Source organism: Franconibacter sp. IITDAS19 (assembly GCF_023079515.1).
GTDB lineage: Bacteria > Pseudomonadota > Gammaproteobacteria > Enterobacterales > Enterobacteriaceae > Franconibacter > Franconibacter pulveris.
In genome coordinates this window covers 163,047-181,456 of the sequence record NZ_JALJCP010000003.1, presented here as the reverse complement: position 1 = coordinate 181,456, position 18,410 = coordinate 163,047, and the positions used below count along the sequence as shown (strand labels likewise).

Here is an 18,410-nt window from a genome sequence, read left to right as displayed (position 1 = left end):
ATGCCGCCGTGTGGCGGATTAGCGCAGCGCCACCCGCCGGAGCCTCATAAGCCCTCAGAGAGTGGTTATTTTCCGCGCACGTGTTCGCCCCTCGCTTACCTGCCCTGCTCTTCTCCTTACTCCACCTCCGGCAGCAGCCCGATAAAACTCCGCTTCTGGCGCGGACCGGACATTAACGCCTCCAGCTTCTCCACGCAGGCGAGATAGTGCGGCGTCTTTTTATGCGCCTGTACGGCCTCTTCGTCTTTATACGCTTCATAAATAAAAAAGCGCGTCGGGGTTTCCGGGTCCTGCAACACGTCGAAGCGCAGGTTGCCAGGCTCTTTCAGCGCCCCTTCGTGGTTGGCGCGAAACACCGCCAGAAACTCATCCACCCGCTCGGGTTTAATGTTGATTTCCACCAGCGTCACATTCATCCCCTTCCCCCCTGCGCTTTCTCTTCCTGCCAGAACTGATACGCTTCGCGGGCGCTCAGGTTCTCATGCACCACCTTTTTCACCGCCTTGAGCATGGCGAGCGGCGCTTCGGACTGGAAAATATTGCGCCCCATGTCCACGCCTGACGCGCCCTGATCGATAGCGCGCCAGCACATCTCCAGCGCCTCGTGCTCCGGCAGCTTTTTACCGCCGGCGATAACGATCGGCACCGGGCAGCTCGCGGTGACCTTCTCGAACCCCTCTTCCACGAAGTAAGTCTTGATAAACTGCGCCCCCATCTCGGCGGCGATGCGGCTGGCGAGCGAGAAATAGCGGGCGTCGCGCGTCATCTCTTTACCCACGCCCGTCACCGCAAGCGTCGGCATGCCGTAGCGTGCACCTTCATCCACCAGTTTAATGATGTTATTGATTGACTGGTGCTCATATTCAGAGCCGATATAAACCTGCGCCGCCACCGCACAAACATTCAGGCGCAGCGCGTCTTCCATCGCCACCGCCACGCTCTCACGCGAAAGCTCGCTTAAAATAGAGTTGCCGCCGGAGGCGCGCAGCACCACCGGCCGGTTGGCGGCGGGCGGCACCTGGCTTCGCAGAATGCCGCGCGTGCACATCAGCACGTCGGTCTCTTCAAAGAGCGGCGCGATGGAGAGGTCGATACGCTCAAGGCCGGTGGTCGGCCCCTGAAAATAGCCGTGGTCGAAAGCCAGCATCACGGTGCGCCCGCTTTTCGGGTTGAAGATGCGCGACAGGCGCGACTGCATGCCCCAGTCCAGCGCCCCGCAGCCCTTAAGCGTATAAGGCGTGTTCTGCTGCGGCCGCCCGAGGCCGAAATCTTTCCCGTCTTTGATATCGTCTAAATCCGCCATGCACCCTCCTCAGAAATCGTATTTGCTGATGTTCTCTTTGGTGAAGACCACGCGCTCCGGCAGCAGCACGATGCCGTTGCCCTTCGCCTCATACTGGTAGCCCTGCACTTTGTTAGGCTCGACTTTCAGCGTGCCGATATCTTTCACCTCAATGCTGTCGCCTACGTTCAGATCGCCTTTCTTCAGAAGCGTATCCGCCACGTTGACCGCAATTTTCCCCTGCTCCACCACGTCCCACAGGCCGAAGGCTTTCACCGTGCCGCGCTCAACGTAGGGGCGCATAACATTCGGCGTGCTGAAACCGACAATGGCCACGTTAGTGCGCTTAAGGTTTTCGGCGGCCTGCGCGGCGGCGGGCAGCGCGTTGGCGTCCGGCGCGATAATGGCGTCGAGGTCCGGGTAAGCCTTCAGGATGCCCTCGGCGGTTTGCAGCGATTTAGTCGCGTCGTTATAGCCAAACTGGGTGGTGACGATTTGCCACTGCGGATGATCTTTGGCGATTTTCGCCTTCGCCTCTTTCACCCACTGGTTCTGGTCTGTCACGGTGGGGCTTGAATAGAAGAACGCGACTTTGGCGTCCGGCTTCGTCACCTGCTGTTGCGCCATCTCCACCAGCATGCCGCCAAGCTGCTCCGGCGTGCCCTGGTTGATGTAAATGCTGCGGCACTCCGGTTTGGTGTCTGAATCCCACGTCAGCACCTTCACGCCGCGCTGCATGGCGCGCTTGAGCGCCGGGCAGAGGCCGTCCGGCGACACGGCGGAGACGATAATCGCGTTGTAACCCTGGTTGACGAAGTTGTTGATGAGCTGCACCTGCCCGGAAACGCTCGGCTCCGTCGGCCCGTCGTAGGTCACCGGCACGCCGAGCGCCTTGCCCGCTTCCATCGCGCCGTTGCCGCCGCTAGTGAAAAAACCCACCCCGACCAGTTTCGGGATAAAGGCGATGCGGTCGGCCGCCTGCGCGGAGGCGACGCCCAGCGCCAGCGCCAGCACGCTCAGTTGCAGGGCACGTTTTGCTGTTTTCATATTAAGCTCCTGATTGGTTAACCGCACCGCGTCGCGCCAGCCAGCGGCGCCAGGCCGCACGCAGGGTTTCACGGTGCAAACTCGCCGAACGGCCAATCACCACCACAATCAACAACGCGCCGGACAACGCGCTCGACACCTGATTGGGAATGCCCACCATCTGCAGCCCCTGCTGCAAATAGCCCACCAGCAGCGCCGCAACCGCGGTGCCGATGACGGAGCCGGAACCGCCGTAAATATTCGCGCCGCCCAGCACCGCCGCCGTCAGCGCTGGCATCAGCAAATCGCGCCCCAGATCGGAGCGCGCCGAGCCGAAATAGGAGACCAGCACCAGCGCGGCGACGGCGCAAGCAATCCCCACCAGGCCATAGACGCCATACAGCATGCCGTTCACCGGCATCGCCGCGTAGCGCGCCGCGCGCGGGTTCTGCCCTAATAAAAAGAGATGGCGGCCGAAACGCGCCTTATGCGCCAGCACCCAGAAAAGCAGCGTGATTATCAGGAACAGCACCAGCGGCACCGGCAGGCCAAACAGCGTCAGGTTGGCGAAGGCGGTGAAGGCGTCCGGGAAGCCGCCGATGCCCTCAAAGCCCGTCGCCCCGGCGAAACCCGAAAGCAGCAGCGCGCCGCCGCCGTAGAGGTAGAGCGTGCCGAGGGTTATCACCAGCGGGCTGATGCCGGTGTAGTGGATAAGCGCCGCGTTCAGCAGCCCGCAGAGCAGGCCGAGCGCGAGCGTTAACGGCACCGCCGCCATCATCGGCAACCCCGCCTGCATCATCACGCCGAGCGCGATGGCGCACAGGCCGATGGTGGAGCCAAGCGAAATATCGATGCCGCCGCTGATGATGACCAGCGTCAGCGGCAGCGCCACAATGCCGATGCAGATGAAATCGCTGGTGCTGAAAAGCAGCATGTTGAGATCCAGCATGCGCGGGTTGAACGCGCCGAACAGCAGGATCTCCACCACCAGCAGCGCGAGCAGCGCCCCTTCCCAGTTAAGCTTCATTTACGCCACCTCCTTTTTGCTTTTGCGCCGGGGAAACGGGGTCACGTTTTTCACCCCTGTGTTGCCCGGCACAAAGCGGCTGTACTTCAGCGCCCGCTGATGGCGCGCCAGCGCCTGGCGCAGGCGGCCGTCGAGCACCAGCACGCCGAGCAGCACCAGGCCCGCGATAAAGTCATTCCACCAGGCGGGCAGCTTGAATAACACCAGCACGGTGTCGATTTGCGTGAGGAAGAAGGCGCCGAGAAAGGCGCCAATCAGCGTGCCGGTGCCGCCGAGCAGCGAAATGCCGCCAAGCACGCAGGCGGCGATGGCTTTCATCTCCAGTCCGCTGCCGGTCTGGTTTGGCACAAAGCCAATCTGCGAGGCAAAGAGGATGCCGCCGAGCGCGGCCAGCATGCCGTTGAAAGTGAAGGCCAGCAGCCGGGTGCGGTTCACCGCCACGCCGAGCTGGCGCGCGGCGGCGAGGTTATCGCCCACGGCGTAGAAATCGCGCCCAAAGGCGGTTTTCGCGAGCGCCCACGCGCCCACGGCCAGCAGCGCCAGCACCATCACGCCGAGCGGCGAAATACCGAAGGCGAGCGGTTCAGAGAGCGATTTCAGGCTCGCCGGCAGCCCTTCTATCCATTTGCCACCCGTCCACAGCAGCATGCCGCCACGATAAAGCCCCAGCGTGCCGAGAGTGGCGACAATCGCCGGGATGCGCAGCCCCACCACCAGCACGCCGTTAAAAAAGCCGCACAGCGCGCCGATGCCAAGCGCGAACAGCATGGCGAGCGGCAGGCTGTAGCCATTATTGAGCGCCACGCCGACGGCGATAGCGCACAGCCCAAGCGTGGAGCCGACAGAGACATCAATATTGCGCGTCAGCATCACCAGCGCCGCGCCCATCGCCAGCAGAATCAGGATTTGCGCGCTGCTGAAAATCATCGACAGCGTTTGCAGGCTGAAGTAGCTGTGGTTGAGCGCCACCAGTACGACAAACAGCGCAAGGATGGCGAGAAAGGCGCTCAGCTCGCGGTTGCGCAGCAGGGTTTTCATGCGTGAGTTCCTCCAAAAGCGAGCTTCATCATCCTTTCTACCGACACCGCCGATTTCGCAAGCTCCCCGCTGAGCGCCCCCTGATGCATTACCAGCACCCGGTCCGCCAGCCCCGGAAACTCATCGAGATCGCTTGAGATCATCAGCACCGCCACGTTCTGCGCGGCGACGCTTTTGATGAGCTGATAGATATCGGCGCGGGCGGCAACATCCACCCCGCGCGTCGGCTCATCGACAATCAGCAGCAGCGGGTTCGCCTCCAGGCAGCGGGCCAGCAGCACCTTCTGCTGGTTGCCGCCGGAGAGCGTGCGCACCGGCTGGTCGGCATGGTTGAGCTTGATGCCGAGCGCGCGGTGATAACGCTCCACCACCGCCGCTTCGCGCTGCTGCTGCTGCCAGAGAGAAGGTTCGTTCAGCGCCACGGTGTTCCAGCGCACCGGCGCATCAAGAAACAGCCCGGAGACCTGACGATCTTCCGGCAGATAGACCAGCCCGCGCTCAAGGCGGGCTTTGGTGGCGTCGCGGCCAAGCTCGCGGTTTTCAAGCCATATGCGCCCGGCGCGGGCGGGCCGCAGGCCGTAGAGCGTTTCGGCAAGTTCAGTGCGCCCGGAGCCCACAAGGCCCGCCAGGCCGACTATCTCGCCGGCGTAAATCTCAAAGCTCAGGTCGAGAAACCCTTCGCCGGTGAGCGACTCCACCCGCAGCACAGGGAAATCCTGCGGCTGGGTGCGGCGGTTGCCGGGCAGCGCCAGCCAGAGCTTTTGCGTGTCGCTCAACTGCCGCTCGCGGCTGACGGGCGTCATGGCGTTAATCAGTTGCTCATTGGTGAGCGCGGTGGTTTCCCCCTCAAGCACCACCGCGCCGTCGCGCATCACTGAGATATGGCTTGCCAGCGCGCGAATTTCAGGAAGCTTGTGGGAGATAAAGACGATGCCGACGCCAAGCCCCTGCAGGGCGCGGATCTGGCGGAAAAGCCGCTCGGTTTCGCCCGGGGTAAGCGACGCGGTGGGCTCGTCGAGAATGAGGATTCTCGCCTCGCGCATCAGCCCGCGCAGGATCTCCACCATCTGCTGGTCCGCCACCTCCAGCGTGCTGGCGCTGGCCTGCAGGTTCAGGTGACAGTCAAGCTGCGCGAGTTTCTCGTTCAGGCGCGTCATCACCTCGGGCTTTTGCGAAAGTCGAAACAAAATGTTCTCTTTTACGCTGAGGTTGGGAAAGAGCATTGGCTCCTGCGGCACCAGATAAATGCCCTGCTCATGCGCCTGAGAAGGCTTCAGTCGCGGCCAGGCTTTGCCGTTAATCACCAGTTCGCCGCTATCCGGCGTTTCCACCCCGGCAATGATTTTCATCAGCGTCGACTTCCCGGCGCCGTTGCCGCCAAGCAGCGCGTGAACCTGTCCCGGCAGCAGCGTAAAATCGATGCCTTTCAGCACCGGAACGCCGGAGAATTGCTTGCTGATGGCGCGCGCTTCAAGCAGGGGAATCGGATTGATCATCTTCGCTCCGCATTGAACAAAAGATTTTTAAATTTAATAATGTTCAAAAGCGTAGTCGGTGAACTATATTTACAACCGTGCAGGGATCACACTTTCGTGCATTAGATCGCCTTCCGGGAATCGCGCCAGCAAAATGATCTTTTTGCCGGGCGCTTCACAAATTCTCACCGGGCAGAGCCGAACATATGATCTAAATTTTGATAAGAGTTCAGTTATGAGCGAGAAAAAAGCAGAAGAAGGAAAGTTCGCCGGGCTGGCGATGGCGGAAGAAGAGCTGCTGGCGCGGGTCGCCTGGTCTTATTACCACGACGGGCTGACGCAAAACGACATCGGCGAGCGGCTTGGCTTGCCGAGGCTGAAGATCTCCCGCCTGCTGGAAAAAGGACGGCAGTCCGGCGTGATCCGCGTGCAGATAAACTCGCGCTATGAGGGCTGCCTTGCGCTGGAAACGGCGCTGGCGGAACGCTTTGCGCTGAAGCTCGCCCGCGTGCTGCCGGCGCTGAATACGCCGCCGATGACGACTCGCCTCGGCATTGGCGCGGCGCAGTCGTTGATGGGCGTGCTCCAGCCGGGCCAGCTGCTGGCGGTGGGCTTTGGCGAAACCACCATGAGCTGCCTGCAGCACCTAAGCGGCTTTATCGGATCGCAGCAGATCCGCCTGGTGACGCTCTCTGGCGGCGTAGGGCCGTATATGACCGGTATCGGCCAGCTCGACGCTGCCTGCAGCGTCAGCATGATCCCGGCGCCGCTGCGGGTCTCTTCCGCCGACGTAGCCGGGATCCTCAAGCGCGAATCGAGCGTGCGCGACGTGATCCTCGCGGCCACGGCGGCGGATGTGGCGGTAGTCGGCATCGGCTCGGTCAACCAGAAGCGCGACGCCACGATTTTACGCTCGGGCTATATCAGTGAAGGCGAACAGCTGATGTTCGCCCGTAAAGGGGCGGTGGGCGACATTCTTGGCTACTTCCTGCAGGCCGACGGCCAGAAAGTGGAGGGGCTTGAGATCCACCGCGAACTGCTCGGCGTCACGCTCGACGAGCTGGCGCAGCTGCCCACCATCATCGGCGTGGCGGGCGGGGAAGAGAAAGCGGAAGCGATTTACGCCGCACTGCGAGGCCAGCGGATCAACGGCCTGGTGACGGAAGAAGCGACAGCGCGCGCTGTGCTGGCCCTGGCGGAATAAACGCCCGAGGCTTGCCGCGCCGCCACAACAGCGAGGCAAGTCGATGAGTTATCTTTTAGCGTTAGACGCCGGAACAGGGAGCATCCGCGCCGTAATTTTCGACCTCTCAGGCCGCCAGGTGGCGGTCGGTCAGGCGGAGTGGAAGCACCTGAGCGTGGCGGACGTGCCGGGCTCCATGGAGTTTGACCTCGACACGAACTGGCAGCTCGCCTGCCGCTGCGTACACCAGGCGTTGCAGCAGGCAGGCCTCAACGCCAGCGATATCGCCTCTATCGCCTGCTGCTCCATGCGTGAAGGCATTGTGCTCTATGACCGCAACGGCGAGCCCATCTGGGCCTGCGCCAACGTCGACGCCCGCGCAAGCCAGGAGGTGGCGGAGCTGAAAGCGCTTCACGATAACCAGTTTGAATCTGAGGTTTATCACGTCTCCGGCCAGACGCTCGCCTTAAGCGCCATGCCGCGCCTGCTCTGGCTTGCCCATCATCGCCCCGACATTTATCGCCGGGCCGCCACCGTCACCATGATAAGCGACTGGCTGGCGGCGAAGCTTTCCGGCGAACTGGCGGTCGACCCCTCCAATGCCGGCACGACCGGCATGCTCGACCTCAACACCCGCGACTGGCGCCCCGCCCTGCTCGATATGGCCGGGTTGCGCGCGGACATGCTCTCGCCGGTAAAAGAGACCGGCACGGTGCTTGGGCGCGTCACGGCGCAGGCAGCGGCGCAAAGCGGCCTGCGGGAAGGCACACCGGTGGTGATGGGCGGCGGCGACGTGCAGCTTGGCTGCCTGGGGCTGGGCGTGGTGCGCGCCGGGCAAACGGCCATTCTTGGTGGCACCTTCTGGCAACAGGTGGTCAACCTGCCCGCCATCCGCACCGACCCGGAGATGAATATTCGCATCAACCCGCACGTGATCCACGGCATGGTGCAGGCGGAATCGATAAGTTTCTTCACCGGGCTGACCATGCGCTGGTTCCGCGACGCCTTCTGCGCCGAGGAAAAACTGATTGCCGAGCGGCTCGGCACAGACACTTACGCCCTGCTGGAGGAGATGGCGAGCCGGGTGCCGGCAGGCTCGCACGGCGTGATGCCGATATTCTCCGACGCCATGCATTTTAAAGAGTGGTACCACGCCGCGCCGTCGTTCATTAACCTTTCCATCGACCCGGAGAAATGCAACAAAGCCACGCTGTTCCGGGCGCTGGAAGAGAACGCGGCGATCGTTTCCGCCTGCAATCTCGCGCAGATCTCCGGCTTTTCCGGGGTGAAGTTTGATTCGCTGGTCTTTGCCGGCGGCGGCGCAAAAGGCGCGCTCTGGAGCCAGATTTTAAGCGACGTGACCGGCCTGCCGGTGCGGGTGCCCCAGGTGAAAGAGGCGACGGCGCTCGGTTGCGCGATAGCCGCAGGCGTGGGCGCCGGGCTGTATGACGACCTTGCCGCCACCGGCGAGCGGCTGGTGCAGTGGAGCCGCGAGTTTACGCCAAACCCGGCGCATCGCGACCTTTACGACCAGATGATGCGAAAGTGGCAGGCAGTCTACGCCGACCAGCTGGGGCTGGTGGATAGCGGGCTTACCACCTCGCTCTGGCGCGCACCGGGACTGGCGCCGAAGCAGGCGGCGGCGCGGGCGTAACGTTTGCAGGAATGGCGGGCGGCGCTTCGCTAACCCGCCCTTTAAAAATCAAAAAATAACGCAACCGGGAACCGTTTTTCTGCGGCGGCTTTTCCGCCGCGCGCCACGATTGCATAGGGGGCGGCGTCGCGCCCCTTTGCACGTTCGCGTAAGCGAAGATGCCCTTGTTCGAGCACTTGCAGGCGAACGGAACACTTCACCGCACCGTCTATATGCTTTCCTGCATGGCAAGCGCTTTGCGATGAAATTTGAATCCCATCACAATGATTCGATCGCCCTTTTCCCTTTTATCCAACGATCGATTATTCATTAACTCATCCGACCACATAACAATTATTTTACATTAGTGAGCGCAATGATGAGCTACCCTTCGCTGTTCGCCCCGTTGGATCTTGGCTTTACGCAGCTGAAAAATCGCGTGCTGATGGGCTCCATGCACACCGGTCTGGAAGAGCGCCCGGACGGCGCCGAACGGCTGGCGGCCTTTTACGCCGAGCGCGCGCGTCACGGCGTGGCGCTGATTGTCACCGGCGGCGTGGCGCCTTCCGCTTGCGGCGTAGCGCTGGAGGGCGGCGCGATGCTGAACGATGCAAGTCAGCTTGCGCCGCACCGCGTAGTGACGGAAGCGGTGCATCGCGAAGGGGGAAAGATCGCCCTGCAAATTCTCCACACTGGCCGCTACAGCTATCAGCCCCATCCGGTCGCCCCTTCCGCCTTACAGGCGCCTATCAACCGCTTTAAACCCCATGCGCTGACGCACGACGACATTCTGACGCTGATTAACGATTTTGCGCAGTGTGCGCTGCTGGCCCGCGAGGCGGGTTATGACGGCGTGGAGATCATGGGTTCTGAAGGCTATCTGATAAACCAGTTTCTCGCTGCGCGCACGAACCAACGCGAGGATGAATGGGGCGGCGACTACGCGCGCCGGATGCGCTTCGCCGTTGAAGTGGTGCGGGCGGTGCGTGAGCGGGCGGGCGAGGACTTCATCATTATTTATCGTCTTTCCATGCTCGACCTGGTTGAGGGCGGTTCCACTTTTGGAGAGACCGCGCAGCTGGCGCAGGCTATCGAAGCGGCAGGCGCTACGCTTATCAACACCGGCATCGGCTGGCACGAAGCGCGCATTCCCACTATCGCCACGCCTGTGCCGCGCGGGGCGTTCAGTTGGGTGACGCGTAAGCTTCGCGGCCATGTGAAGCTGCCCTTAGTCACCACTAACCGCATCAACGACCCCGCCGTCGCGGAGCAGATTCTGGCAACGGGCGACGCCGATATGGTCTCGATGGCGCGACCATTTCTGGCGGATGCAGAACTCCTTAGCAAGGCGGCGCAGGGGCGCGAGGATGAAATCAACACCTGCATCGGCTGCAACCAGGCGTGCCTGGACCAGATCTTTGCAGGCAAGGTGACCTCCTGCCTCGTCAACCCGCGCGCCTGTCACGAAACCCTGATGGTGATGACGCCCGCCGCGCAGCCGAAAAACCTGGCGGTGGTGGGTGCAGGTCCGGCGGGGCTGGCGTTTGCGGTAAACGCCGCGCAGCGCGGCCACCGCGTTACGCTTTTCGACGCCGCCGCCGAAATTGGCGGACAGTTCAATATCGCAAAGCAAATCCCCGGCAAAGAAGAGTTTTACGAAACGTTGCGCTACTACCGCCGCATGTTGCAGGTCACCGGCGTTGCGCTGCGGCTTAACGAGCGGGTAAACGGTGAAATGCTCACCGGCTACGACGAGGTTATCCTCGCAAGCGGCATCGCCCCACGCGTGCCGTTGATTGCCGGCATCGATCACCCGAGCGTGCTGACCTATCTCGATGTGTTGCGCGACAAAGCGCCGGTGGGCGAGCGGGTGGCGATTATCGGCTGCGGCGGCATTGGTTTTGATACCGCCATGTATTTAAGTCAGCCAGGCGAGTCCACCAGCCAGAACCTGGCGGCGTTTTGTGTGGAATGGGGCATCGATACCAGCCTGAACCAGCCAGGCGGCCTGCGCCCGGAAGGGCCGCAGTTACCGAAAAGCCCGCGCCGGATAGTAATGCTTCAACGCAAAGCCAGCAAACCGGGCGACGGGCTTGGCAAAACCACCGGCTGGATCCACCGCGCCACGCTGCTTTCCCGCGGGGTGAAAATGGTGCCGGGGGTGAGCTACGAACGGATTGATGACGAAGGGCTGCACATTCTGGTTAACGGCGAACCGCAGGTGCTGGCCGTGGATAACGTGGTGATTTGCGCAGGTCAGGAGCCGCAGCGCGAGCTGGCGGAGCCGCTGCGCCTCGCGGGCAAAACGGTGCATTTGATTGGCGGCTGCGACGTGGCGCTGGAGCTGGACGCCCGACGAGCCATCGCCCAGGGCACGCGGCTGGCGATGGGGATTTAATGTGATGGCTGACACAACAGGATGCGCGCCAGGGCAGAGGAATAGACCGCCGCCCCGGCATGGTTAGCGAAAGCGTAATCCTACGCGCTGCGCTGACCCACTATCGGCTCTTACGCAGTTTCACCGCCCTGAGCACGACAAACTTATTATTCGTCGCAACGGTCGTACAGTTGCCGAAAATCTTCTTCAGCTTGCGGAAATAATCCAGATGGCGGTTGCCGACAATGCGCAACTCGCCGCCCCACTTCAGGCAGCGGCGCGCGTCCTGGAACATCTGCCAGGCGATGTGATCGGTAATGGCGTGCTGCTGATGGAACGGCGGGTTGCACAGCACGGCGTGGAAACTTTCCGGCTCTACGCCCGTCAGCGCGTTGTTGACCATAAAGTCGCAGCGCGCGAGGTCGTCCGGCAGGTTGGTTTCTACGTTCAGACGGCTTGAGGCGACAGCCATGTAAGACTCATCCACGAACCGCACCCGCGCCAGCGGGTTTTGTTCTAACAGCTTCAGGCCTATTACGCCGTTGCCGCAACCGAGATCCACCATCTCCCCTTCCACGTTCTCCGGCAGATGTTGCAGGAAGAAGCGCGCGCCGATATCCAGACTCGCCCGTGAAAAGACATTGGCGTGGTTGTGAATCAGCCACGGCGTGCCGTCGAGCTTCCAGCTCTGCGTTTCCGGTGCCGCGGCCAGCGCAGGCTCGCTGAAAGCGCAATGGATAAGCCGCGCTTTTTTCCAGGCGAGCGTGGTGGTGGTGGGGCCGAGAATTTTTTCAAACAGCGCCAGCGTGGAATTATGAATATCACGCGCCTTCGCCCCCGCGATAATGCGGGTCTGCGGCGTAACGACGCGGCGCAGCGCGCGCAATTGCTGCTCCAGCAGGGCGAGCTGTTTAGGGATTTTAATCAGCACCAGCGCAGGCGCGTTGGGCAGCGGGCTTAAGCTGTCCAGCAGCGTCACCTGCGCCTCGTCAATCTCGTTCAGCCGCAGGTTGTGGCGCGTGGCTTGCTGGGCAATAAACGAATCGCTGACGCTGCAGGGACGTTTTTGCGCCAGCGCGCAGGCGAGCGCGCCGAAGCTGTCGTTGAAAATCAGGAGCGGGCCGTCGCACTCGCCGACCTGTTGCAGCAGATAGTCGTCCGCCGCGTCCCAGGCCTGTAGCGGCGTCTCTTCCGGCATTGGCGGAAAGCGCTGCAACATGAGTGTTTGATTAAATAAGTCCACCTGGCTCATCGGCCCTCCCGAATGGTAAAATCCGCGCGTTTTATCCCTTAATTGCATCCGCGAGTAAACCTTTTTTTCACCCACCGAGGCCGCCATGACCGCACTTATCTACCTGCAGGGCTATCCTGAATCGCTGCTTGCCCAGGTACGCCAGTTGATTGAGCAGAACCGCCTCGGCGAAGTGCTGGAAAAACGCTACCCGCAGGCGCACGCCGTCACCACCGACAAAGCGCTGTATGATTACGTGCAGGGGCTGAAAAACCGCTATCTGCGCAGCGCCCCGCCGGTCAATAAAGTGGCGTATGACAATAAAATTCACGTGTTAAAAAACGCGCTTGGCCTGCATACCGCCGTCTCCCGCGTGCAGGGTGGCAAGCTGAAGGCGAAGGCGGAAATCCGCGTCGCCACGGTGTTTCGCAGCGCGCCGGAAGATTTTCTGCGCATGATCGTGGTGCACGAACTGGCGCACCTGAAAGAGAAAGAGCATAACAAAGCGTTTTACCAGCTTTGCTGCCATATGGAGCCACAGTACCATCAACTGGAGTTTGATACCCGGCTGTGGCTGACGAACCAGGCGCTTAAAAATCGCTAAGCGGTTATGATGCCATACGCTTTTACGCCGTATCGCTATCGCCGCGCCCCCCAAAAGGAGATGTTATGCGCATAACAAGGATGTTTTACCGTTACCGGCGCACGCTGCGTCATCTTTTCTTGCTGGGCTTACTGCTGGCTGCGCTGCTGGCGGGGCTGGTGTTTTACGCAAACCAACACGTCACCGCCGCCAGCAAAGCAAGGCTGTTTAATGACGTTAGTGCTATTCCGGCCCGCAAGGTGGCGCTGGTGCTGGGCGCAAAACCGGGAAACCGCTATTTTACGCGGCGCATTGACGCGGCGGCGGCGCTCTGGCACGAAGGCAAAGCGTCCTGGCTGCTGGTGAGCGGGGATAATCGGCATAAGGATTACAACGAACCGGCGGCGATGCGGCAGGCGCTGATGCGCAAAGGCGTACCTTCCAGCGCGATTTTTTGTGATTACGCGGGTTTCACAACGCTGGATTCGGTTGTGCGCGCCCGCGACGTCTTCGGCGAAGATCGCATTATCATCGTCTCGCAGGCGTTTCATAACCAGCGGGCGATTTACCTGGCGCAACATTATGGTATTGATGCGATTGCGTTGAACGCAGAAGATCTCGATTTTCAACACGGTAAATACACGCAGTTTCGCGAGCGGTTCGCCCGGGTTCGCGCGCTGCTGGATGCAACGCTGCTGCGCCGCACGCCCCATTTTCTCGGCGATAAAGTGGTTATCGATGCGCACGCGCAGCATGGCTGCCCCGCCGGTACGGGCAATGAATAGCGGTTCTGCGCGGCAGACCGCTACTTTTTAAACGTTGTCGTGTTACGCTCTGGCCGTTATTCAGCCTTCGGAGCAACCAGACGTCTATGATACGTTTCGCTGTTGTAGGAACGAACTGGATCACCCGCCAGTTCGTTGATGCCGCCCATGAGACGGGCAAGTACCAACTCACCGCCGTTTATTCCCGTACGCTTGAGCAGGCGCAGCATTTCGCCAGCGACTATCCGGTTGAGCATCTCTTTACCTCGCTGGCGGCGCTGGCGCAGAGCGACGCGGTGGACGCCGTTTACATTGCAAGCCCCAATTCGCTGCATGCCGAACAAGCCTGCCTCTTCCTGAATCATAAAAAGCATGTGATATGCGAAAAGCCGCTGGCTTCCACCTTACGCGAAGCGCAGGCCGTTATCGCCTGCGCGCGGGAAAACCAGGTGGTGTTGTTCGAGGCGTTTAAAACCGCCAGCCTGCCTAACTTCCTCGCCCTGCGACAGGCGCTGCCGAAAGTGGGCCGCTTACGCAAGGCGCTGTTTAATTACTGCCAGTACTCTTCTCGCTACCAGCGCTATCTGGACGGAGAGAACCCCAATACTTTTAACCCGGCGTTTTCCAACGGCTCGATCATGGACATTGGCTATTACTGCCTGGCCTCGGCGGTGGCGCTGTGGGGCGAGCCGGACGACGTTATCGCCTCCGCCTGCCTGCTGGAAAGCGGCGTGGATGCCCATGGCACGGTGGTGCTGCGCTACGGCGATGCGGACGTCACGCTGTTGCATTCCAAAGTCAGCGACTCCACTCTGCCAAGCGAAATTCAGGGTGAGGCGGGCTCGCTGGTTATTGAGAAGCTTTCGGAATGCCAGCGCCTGACTTTTGTGCCCCGCGGCGGCAGAGTGCAGGAGCTGACTCAGGGGCAGCATATCAATACTATGCTTTATGAAGCGGAGACTTTCGCTGGGTTAGTAAGCGCCAACCAGGTAGAGCACCCGGCGCTTGAAGTAAGCCTGATTACGGCGAAGCTGCTGACGGAAATCCGCGTTCAAACTGGCGTGATATTCCCGGCCGACAGCCAGTGACAGCGTAAAGCAATGTAAAAGCGGCGTGACAAAATTGATCGCATGAATATTTCGACATATTTTGTTACCAGCAAAGGGGAGTAACTTCATTGCCGGCCGATCGTCATTACGAAGCTACGCTTCCGGTCGCCGGGCAATTTGAATTCAGAGTCAGCTACGCCGCTGCGGCGCGCAAAAAGCGGGAGAACCCCGAATAGTGCGTGTTGCAGCAAGGCGGCCAACGCCGCTGCGGCGCGTGTAAAAGCGGGAGAATCCCGAATAATGCGTGTTGCAGCAAGGCGGCAAGCGAGCGAATCCCCAGGAGCTTACACGAGTAAGTGACCAGGGTGAACGAGCGCGGCCAACGCCGCTGCGGCGCGTGTAAAAGCGGGAGAATCCCGAATAATGCGTGTTGCAGCAAGGCGGCAAGCGAGCGAATCCCCAGGAGCTTACACGAGTAAGTGACTGGGGTGAACGAGCGCGGCCAACGCCGCTGCGGCGCGCAGTATGACGGGATTCAGGTTGTAAGTGAGACCTTGCCGGAAGGCAAGGTCTGCGCATTGAAAAGCAACGCGGCTGACGTCTTCCGACGTTAGCCGTTTTTGTTTTTAAGGAATTTTGCCTATGAATAGTGTCGGCACTCCCCTGCTGTGGGGCGGTTTCGCAGTCGTCGTCGTGATTATGCTGGCTATCGACCTTCTGCTTCAGGGCCGCCGTGGCGCCCATACGATGTCCATGAAGCAGGCAGCTGTCTGGTCGATTGTCTGGGTCTCGCTCTCCCTGTTGTTTAACGCCGCCTTCTGGTGGTATCTCTCCGGCACCGAAGGCCGTGCGGTCGCGGATACTCAGGCGCTCGCCTTCCTTACCGGCTACCTGATTGAAAAAGCGCTGGCGGTAGATAACGTCTTCGTCTGGTTAATGCTGTTCAGCTATTTTTCTATTCCGCCTGCATTGCAGCGCCGCGTGCTGATCTACGGCGTGCTGGGCGCTATCGTGCTGCGAACGGTGATGATCTTCGCCGGTAGCTGGCTGATTTCGCAGTTTGACTGGCTGCTCTATGTGTTTGGCGCCTTCCTGCTCTTTACCGGCGTGAAAATGGCGCTGGCGAAAGAGGATGAAGCGGGCATTGGCGACAAGCCGCTGGTGCGCTGGCTGCGCGGCCACTTGCGAATGACCGACAGCATCGAAAGCGAACATTTCTTTGTACGCAAGAACGGCCTGCTGTTCGCCACGCCGTTGCTGCTGGTGCTGATCCTGGTTGAGCTGAGCGACGTAATCTTCGCGGTCGACAGTATCCCGGCGATTTTCGCGGTGACCACCGACCCGTTTATCGTGCTGACCTCTAACCTGTTTGCGATTTTGGGTCTGCGCGCCATGTACTTCCTGCTGGCGGGCGTGGCGGAGCGCTTCTCCATGCTGAAATATGGCTTGTCGGTGATCCTGGTGTTTATCGGCGTGAAGATGCTGATTGTCGACTTCTACCATATCCCCATCGCCATCTCCCTTGGCGTGGTGGGCGGCATCCTGACGCTGACGCTACTGATCAACGCCTGGGTTAATCACCGTAACGATAAAAAAGGGCAGATAGAATAATGCTCTCTTCTTCCCGCCCTGGCGGGAAGAATCTCCTGTCGCAAACCTCCTTTTTTGCAATGTTCCCGACAGTAGAAGTGTTGATATTGTCACAATAACGTTAATAGCTAGTTAAAAAACGGGAGCAGTGCTGAAAATCCAGCACTATCCCCTTCCTTCGCCACGGCAAATCCCTATACTCCTCCATGCAAACTTTTGTTACATCCTGATTAAACGTTACCCAAGAGAGCGAACGGGATGGAACGACATCACACCTGAAGGAAATACGCATGACTACGCAATCCCAATCGAGGGGTCTGTTGCAGCGCCTGGCGCGCGGCAGCCTTGTAAAACAAATACTTGTCGGTCTGGTGCTCGGCATCCTGCTCGCCTGGCTTTCTAAACCTGCCGCCGTCGCGGTCGGGCTGCTCGGTACGCTGTTTGTCGGCGCGCTGAAAGCCGTGGCGCCGGTGCTGGTGCTGATGCTGGTCATGGCTTCTATCGCCAACCACAAGCACGGACAAAAAACCAACATTCGCCCTATTCTCTGGCTTTATCTGCTGGGCACCTTCTCCGCTGCGCTGACGGCGGTGCTTTTTAGCTTTCTTTTCCCCTCTACGCTGCATTTAACCACTGGCGCGACAGAAATTACGCCGCCGAGCGGCATCGTCGAGGTGCTGCGCGACCTGCTGATGAGCATGGTGTCTAACCCGGTGGATGCGCTGTTGAAAGGCAACTATATCGGCATCCTGGTCTGGGCGGTGGGTCTGGGCTTCGCGCTGCGCCATGCTAACGACACCACCAAAAACTTCATTAACGACATGTCGGACGCCGTCACCTTTATGGTGAAACTGGTGATTCGCTTTGCGCCAGTCGGCATTTTCGGCCTGGTCTCTTCCACCCTCGCCACGACGGGTTTCGCCACGCTGTGGGGCTACGCGCAATTGCTGGTGGTGCTGATTGGCTGCATGCTGTTGGTGGCGCTGGTGATTAACCCACTAATTGTGTTTTTTAAAATTCGCCGCAACCCCTTCCCGCTGGTCTTCGCCTGCCTGCGCGAAAGCGGCGTAACGGCCTTTTTCACCCGCAGCTCCGCCGCCAACATTCCGGTCAATATGGCGCTGTGTGAGAAGCTGAATCTGGATCGCGACACCTATTCCGTCTCCATTCCGCTTGGCGCGACGATCAACATGGCGGGCGCGGCTATCACCATTACGGTGCTGACGCTGGCGGCGGTGCATACGCTGGGTATTGCGGTGGACTTGCCCACCGCGCTGCTGCTGAGCGTGGTGGCGTCGCTGTGCGCCTGCGGCGCTTCGGGCGTGGCGGGCGGCTCGCTGCTGCTTATCCCGCTGGCGTGCAACATGTTCGGCATCCCGAACGAGGTGGCAATGCAGGTGGTGGCGGTAGGCTTTATTATCGGCGTGCTGCAGGATTCCTGCGAAACCGCGCTTAACTCCTCAACGGATGTGCTCTTCACCGCGGCAGCCTGCCAGGCGGAAGACCAGCGTCTGGCGCAGAACGCGCTGCGTAGTTAACTTCTGCGGCTGGCGGCGTTCGTCGCCAGCCCTTATCTCTTCTCAGCCACCTCTTTTTCAATCTTAAACGGATCGATCCCCCTTTTTTGCATGCGCCAGAAGCGAATGATGTTGACCCCGTTCATGACCAGAAAGCTGCCTTCAATCAGCGTGCCGCCAATGGAGCCCAGCCAGAAGTTGTGCGTTACCCAGCAGGCGGTGGAGCACCACATCACGCAGCGGGTAGTTAACCCCTTGCAGCGAAACAGCGCCCAGGTGCTGGCGACGGTGCCGATAATCGGCAGCAGCTCGATGGGATGATGCAGCTTCACCAGCCCAAGGGTGAGCGTGAGGAAAATAAAAATGGCCATCACCCACAGATTGCGGGTGCGCATGGAGATAAGCGTGCGTAGGGCGTTCAGTTCCGCGCTCATGCCCGCAGGAATCGCCCCCATCAGGAAGAAATGCCCGCCAATGGTGGCGCTGTAGAGCGCGAGCTGCATTTTAAAGCGTCGTTCGTCGCGGTTAATAAACGTGGTGATGCCTATCAAAAAGGCGAGCACGCCAACGCCCTGGGCCAGCCAGTATGCAGTCATGAGGAGTCCTTGCGATTAAAAAAGAAACGGCGCTTAGAA

Annotated in this window: 16 protein-coding genes; 8 read left to right on the top strand and 8 right to left on the bottom strand. The window is 60.5% G+C overall.

Features of this window, described 5'->3' with window-relative positions; translation table 11 throughout:
- Positions 1 to 116: 116 nt before the first annotated feature.
- From lsrG to lsrA, 6 genes are read right to left on the bottom strand one after another with little or no spacing between them, the layout of a single operon-like run.
- Positions 117 to 416 carry a (4S)-4-hydroxy-5-phosphonooxypentane-2,3-dione isomerase gene (lsrG, locus tag MT962_RS10565; RefSeq protein ID WP_024556511.1) on the bottom strand — a complete coding sequence of 100 codons (300 nt, stop codon included), beginning with the start codon at positions 414 to 416 and terminating at the stop codon, positions 117 to 119.
- Complete coding sequence (gene lsrF / locus MT962_RS10560; RefSeq protein ID WP_024556510.1) at positions 413 to 1,303, bottom strand: 3-hydroxy-5-phosphonooxypentane-2,4-dione thiolase; 891 nt, start codon at positions 1,301 to 1,303, stop codon at positions 413 to 415. Before lsrF ends, lsrG begins: the two co-directional genes overlap by 4 nt.
- A gap of 9 nt (positions 1,304 to 1,312) precedes the next feature.
- Complete coding sequence (gene lsrB / locus MT962_RS10555) at positions 1,313 to 2,329, bottom strand: autoinducer 2 ABC transporter substrate-binding protein LsrB (protein WP_029697666.1); 1,017 nt, start codon at positions 2,327 to 2,329, stop codon at positions 1,313 to 1,315.
- Position 2,330: 1 nt separating this feature from the next.
- Positions 2,331 to 3,335: an autoinducer 2 ABC transporter permease LsrD gene (lsrD, locus tag MT962_RS10550; protein ID WP_024556508.1), complete on the bottom strand. Its 1,005-nt coding sequence runs from the start codon at positions 3,333 to 3,335 to the stop codon at positions 2,331 to 2,333.
- Positions 3,336 to 4,373, bottom strand: coding sequence for an autoinducer 2 ABC transporter permease LsrC (gene lsrC, locus MT962_RS10545; RefSeq protein WP_024560791.1), 1,038 nt, complete (start codon positions 4,371 to 4,373; stop codon positions 3,336 to 3,338).
- Positions 4,370 to 5,869, bottom strand: a complete 1,500-nt coding sequence (gene lsrA, locus MT962_RS10540) for an autoinducer 2 ABC transporter ATP-binding protein LsrA (protein ID WP_247365551.1) — start codon at positions 5,867 to 5,869, stop codon at positions 4,370 to 4,372. The genes lsrC and lsrA overlap by 4 nt, the downstream gene beginning before the upstream one ends.
- Before the next feature lie 214 nt (positions 5,870 to 6,083).
- Here lsrA and lsrR point away from each other — a divergent pair, with 214 nt between their 5' ends.
- The 3 genes from lsrR to MT962_RS10525 all read left to right on the top strand — a co-directional run bounded on the left by lsrR (position 6,084) and on the right by MT962_RS10525 (position 11,062).
- Positions 6,084 to 7,052 carry a transcriptional regulator LsrR gene (lsrR, locus tag MT962_RS10535; RefSeq protein WP_024556505.1) on the top strand — a complete coding sequence of 323 codons (969 nt, stop codon included), beginning with the start codon at positions 6,084 to 6,086 and terminating at the stop codon, positions 7,050 to 7,052.
- Between the two features lie 43 nt (positions 7,053 to 7,095).
- Positions 7,096 to 8,685, top strand: coding sequence for an autoinducer-2 kinase (gene lsrK / locus MT962_RS10530; protein WP_024556504.1), 1,590 nt, complete (start codon positions 7,096 to 7,098; stop codon positions 8,683 to 8,685).
- A 355-nt stretch (positions 8,686 to 9,040) separates the two neighbouring features.
- A complete protein-coding gene (locus MT962_RS10525; RefSeq protein ID WP_281732687.1) occupies positions 9,041 to 11,062 on the top strand; it encodes an NADPH-dependent 2,4-dienoyl-CoA reductase in 2,022 nt (673 codons plus the stop codon).
- 100 nt (positions 11,063 to 11,162) lie between these two features.
- Here the strand turns inward: MT962_RS10525 and rlmG are convergent, their stop codons facing one another.
- Positions 11,163 to 12,293: a 23S rRNA (guanine(1835)-N(2))-methyltransferase RlmG gene (gene rlmG, locus MT962_RS10520; RefSeq protein ID WP_048888032.1), complete on the bottom strand. Its 1,131-nt coding sequence runs from the start codon at positions 12,291 to 12,293 to the stop codon at positions 11,163 to 11,165.
- A gap of 85 nt (positions 12,294 to 12,378) precedes the next feature.
- On the opposite strand from rlmG, the gene MT962_RS10515 reads away from it, so the two are divergent.
- The 5 genes from MT962_RS10515 (at position 12,379) to sstT (ending at position 17,796) form a co-directional block, all read left to right on the top strand.
- Positions 12,379 to 12,876: a M48 family metallopeptidase gene (locus tag MT962_RS10515; RefSeq protein WP_024556501.1), complete on the top strand. Its 498-nt coding sequence runs from the start codon at positions 12,379 to 12,381 to the stop codon at positions 12,874 to 12,876.
- Between the two features lie 80 nt (positions 12,877 to 12,956).
- Positions 12,957 to 13,640: an ElyC/SanA/YdcF family protein gene (locus MT962_RS10510; protein ID WP_247365768.1), complete on the top strand. Its 684-nt coding sequence runs from the start codon at positions 12,957 to 12,959 to the stop codon at positions 13,638 to 13,640.
- Positions 13,641 to 13,726: 86 nt separating this feature from the next.
- A complete protein-coding gene (locus MT962_RS10505) occupies positions 13,727 to 14,707 on the top strand; it encodes a Gfo/Idh/MocA family oxidoreductase (RefSeq protein ID WP_247365549.1) in 981 nt (326 codons plus the stop codon).
- Between the two features lie 603 nt (positions 14,708 to 15,310).
- Complete coding sequence (locus MT962_RS10500; protein ID WP_247365547.1) at positions 15,311 to 16,279, top strand: TerC family protein; 969 nt, start codon at positions 15,311 to 15,313, stop codon at positions 16,277 to 16,279.
- Between the two features lie 269 nt (positions 16,280 to 16,548).
- Positions 16,549 to 17,796, top strand: coding sequence for a serine/threonine transporter SstT (sstT, locus tag MT962_RS10495; RefSeq protein WP_024556497.1), 1,248 nt, complete (start codon positions 16,549 to 16,551; stop codon positions 17,794 to 17,796).
- Positions 17,797 to 17,828: 32 nt separating this feature from the next.
- Here the strand turns inward: sstT and MT962_RS10490 are convergent, their stop codons facing one another.
- Positions 17,829 to 18,371 carry a YgjV family protein gene (locus MT962_RS10490; protein WP_024561681.1) on the bottom strand — a complete coding sequence of 181 codons (543 nt, stop codon included), beginning with the start codon at positions 18,369 to 18,371 and terminating at the stop codon, positions 17,829 to 17,831.
- Positions 18,372 to 18,410: the final 39 nt, after the last annotated feature.